The sequence below is a fragment of the Phormidium pseudopriestleyi FRX01 genome (genome assembly GCF_017313335.1).
Taxonomy (GTDB): Bacteria; Cyanobacteriota; Cyanobacteriia; order Cyanobacteriales; family Laspinemataceae; genus Laspinema; species Laspinema pseudopriestleyi.
This window is the reverse complement of the sequence record NZ_JAFLQW010000176.1, coordinates 1-4116: the sequence shown is the minus strand read 5'-3', so window position 1 is coordinate 4116 and position 4116 is coordinate 1. Positions and strand designations below refer to the sequence as shown.

At 46.2% G+C, this 4116-nt stretch carries 1 protein-coding gene; it reads left to right on the top strand.

The features are described 5' to 3' along the window. The coding region (locus tag J0895_RS06370; protein WP_207087271.1) for a trifunctional serine/threonine-protein kinase/ATP-binding protein/sensor histidine kinase at nucleotides 1–4055 on the top strand (4055 nt) is incomplete at its 5' end. Nucleotides 4056–4116: the final 61 nt, after the last annotated feature.

Sequence of the window (4116 nt, the reverse complement as noted above, 5' to 3'; positions counted from 1 at the left end):
TCAATCGCCTGGAATTAGAGCCATTAAAATTAGTTAGTATCAATCAGCTATTGGCCGATACCTTTCAATGTTCCTTACGACAAGCCGGACCCTTGGCGGGATTAGTGGTAGATAAAACCGGAGGAAATCCGTTTTTTATTCAGGAGTTTTTGACAGGATTGTATGATGATGGCTTAATTGAATTTGACAATAAAAGTTTGGCATGGCAGTGGTCGATTGAAAAAATTAAACGGCGATCGATTACGGATAATGTCGTGCAACTGCTGGCGGCAAAAATCCGTAAGCTGGGGGAACGAGAGCAATCCGTACTCCAACTGGCAGCTTGTATTGGTAAACGCTTCGATCTGCAAACTTTGGCGGCCATTTCACAGCAGTCCGTGAAAGAAACATCGGCAAATCTGCGTGCAGGAGTCACCCAAGGGTTTGTGTTACCGGCAACGGAGAGTGCGGATTGGTCTGTGGCGATCGCCGAGTGGAAAGCTGGCAGTCATGAGGAGGCAAATCTCGATTGCCTAATCGCGCACTATAAATTTGTACACGATCGCATTCATGCTGCTGCCTACTCTCTGATGTCCGATTCCGCCAAGTCTGCTGTGCATTTAACCATCGGACAATACTGGCTCAACCATACTCCCAGCGATCGCCGGGATGAGCTGCTGTTTGATATCGTCAATCAACTCAATAAAGGCATCTCACAGAGTGATTCTCCAGGGGAGCGAGAAAACATTGCTCAATTAAACCTCAACGCCGGACAAAAAGCCAAGCGATCGGCAGCCTACAAAACGTCCCTCAACTATCTAAATCAAGGCATTCAACTCTTAGGTGACGATCCCTGGCAAACGCACTATGAACTAACCTTAGCCCTGTATCAAGAAGCCACAGAAGCCGCTTATTTATGTAGTGACTTCCAGCAAATGACGACATTAGCCAATCCGGTCATTGAGTCCAGTAAAACCCTGCTCGATGCGGTCAAAATTTATGAGTTTAAAATTCAAGCTTGTATGGCCCAGGCCCAACCCCTTGAAGCCGTAAAAATTGGCGTAAAAATTGCCCAACAACTGGGGATTGATTTAATCGATAATCCCACCCGGGCAGATATCCAACGGCAACGGGAAAAAAACCAAGCTGCAATGGGGGAAAAAGACCCAACAGACTTACTGGCATTGCCGGTAATGATGGCACCCGAGAAACTCGCCGCCATGAGAATTCTCTCTAGCTTGGTATCCTCCGCCTATCAAGCCGCCCCTTCCTTGCTGCCTCTGATTGTATTTGAACAAGTGAACTTATCCATTTTATCTGGAAATTCACCGTGGTCCGCCTTTGCTTATGCGACCTATGGCGTAATTTTATGCGGCATATTTGGAGAAATTGAACTCGGGTATAAATTTGGACAATTAGCATTAAATCTATTATCTCAGTTCGGTGCAAGCCAAGCCAATGCGAAAATTTTAACGATGGTAGAAGGGCTAATCAACCCTTGGACCCTGCATCTCAAGGAAACCTTGATTCCGTTAGGGGAAGCCGAACGCAGGGGGATTGAAAATGGAGATTTACAATGGGCCTCTTATGCAGCCAAAAACCGCTGTCAAAACTTATACTTTAGCGGAACAGAACTCAATGAGGTAGAACTGGAAATGGCATCCTTGAGCCATTCCCTGACCCAATGGCAACAGATGATCGTGGTGCAATGGAATGAAATGTATCGGCAAGCGGTACTGAATTTGTTGGGACGAAGTGAAAATCCCTGTCAGTTAGTAGGAGAAGCCTATAATCGGGGGCAAGTGCTTACCTTAATGATCACGGCCAATGACCGCAATGGACTGCACGATTATTTTGTGAATCAATTAATGCTCTGTTATTGGTTTGAAAACTACACGGAAGCTTTAGGTTATGCAGAAGAAGCGGAAAAATATTTAGACGGGGCGATCGCCTTGCCGGTTGTGGGGCTGTTTTATTGGTATGATTCCCTCACTCGAATGGCTCTGTGCGATCGCGCGCAAGAGCAAGACCGCAAAATTCTCCTCAAAAAAGTCGCCACGAACCAAAAGAAACTGAAAAAATGGGCCGCTCATGCCCCCATGAATTACTTGCATAAATGTTATCTGGTTCAGGCCGAAAGGGACCGCGTTCTGGGTCACAAATTGCTGGCGATGGACGGGTATGATCTCGCCATCCAACTCGCCACAGAACAGGAGTATGTGCAAGAAGCTGCTCTGGCTAACGAACTGGCGGCTAAATTTTATTTAGGATTAGGAAAACTCACCCCTGCTAAAGCCTATATGCAGGAAGCGCGGGAGGGGTATAAAAAATGGGGAGCAACCGCAAAAGTGCAGCAGTTGGAGTCTACTTATTCTCACTTGTTGCCCGTCGCTCCAGAACAATTTCATCCCACCAAAGGACAAAAAACCACGCCGGTGGGAGTTTCAGTCCTTCGGGAGAGTAGCGATCACCTCGATTTGACCACAGTCTTGAAAGCCTCACAAGCGATCGCCAGTGAAATCGTCCTGGATAAATTGCTGGCGACCCTGATGAAAACGGCGATCGAAAATGCGGGAGCCGAAAAAGCCTTTTTAATTTTAGACGTTGACGGCAAATTATTGATATCTGCCTCCGCTTCTACCGATGGCAATGCAGTAACGGTAGAGCAATCCATTGACATCGAGACTTGCTCCGATTTACCCGTGGCGATCGTCAAATATGTGGCGCGAACTGGGTCTAATTTAGTTTTAAGCGATGCCGCTTGTGAAGGGTCATTTACGAAAGAGCCTTATGTGGTGGCTCATCAGTTAAAATCCTTGTTATGTACCCCGATTATGAATGGGGGAAAAACATTAGGCATCCTGTATTTAGAAAATAATTTAACCAGGGGAGCCTTTACCAAAGACCGGCTGGAGATTTTGAAAATCCTCTCCTCCCAAGCGGCGATCGCCTTAGAAAATGCTCTCTTGTATGCCAACCTCGAAGCCAAAGTCCAAGAGCGCACTCAGGCTTTAAATCAGGCCAATGATGCCTTAAATGAAAAAAATCTCCACTTGTCGCAAACTTTAGAAACACTTAAACAGACCCAAGCACAACTGATTCAAACCGAAAAAATGTCCAGTTTAGGCCAGATGGTGGCCGGAATTGCTCATGAAATTAATAACCCCGTGAGTTTTATCTATGGCAATCTCAATCATGCCGAAGAGTATCTGGATGATTTGTTTAACTTAGTTTGTCTTTATCAGAAGCATTATCCTGATTCAAACCTGGAAATTAAACAGGCCATTAAAATCATGGATCTGGAGTTTTTACTGGAAGATTTACCCCGGTTGCTCTCTTCTATGAAAACCGGGGCCGATCGCATTCGCCAGATTGTTCTGGGATTGCGAAATTTCTCTCGTCTGGATGAATCAGCGATGAAAGAGGTGGATCTTTATGAGGGGATTGATTCCACGCTGTTAATTTTGCAGTCTCGTCTGACGAGTAAAAATGGGCGTCCCGCAATTGAGGTGATTAAGGAGTATGGCAAGCTGCCGAAAATTACTTGTTATGCGTCTCAAGTGAATCAGGTGGTGATGAATATTTTAAATAATGCGATCGATGCGATGGATGGGTTTGAAGGATTCTTTGAGGAGAGCAACGAGGAAGCTCAGGCTGATTCTAGCTTTTCGGTAACTTCTGCCGATGTCATGCGATCGGATTTACACCGGGGGAAAACCCGCTTACCGAGGATTATTCTTCGTACCGAAGTTAGCGATCGCGATTGGGTTCAGGTTCGGATTGCGGATAATGGTCCGGGTATCAGTGAACAGGTGCGCTTGAAAATTTTCGACCCCTTTTTTACAACGAAACCCGTCGGCAAAGGGACGGGTTTAGGACTTTCAATTGCTTACTCCATTGTGGTGGAAAAACATGGGGGAAAACTGCGATGTATTTCCACCCCGAGAGAGGGGACAGAGTTTATTATTAGTTTACCAATAACGCCGCGATCGCCCGGTGGAGTCTCAGAAGAGTCAAAGGTAAAGGGATTTGGAGGAGTCTCCGCATCCAGGGGCGTTGACACTCCCGATGTCTAAAGACACGGGGATTCTTGCACAGCCTTAGACTTAAGCCTAAGTCTGATGGGCGCTGCTCATT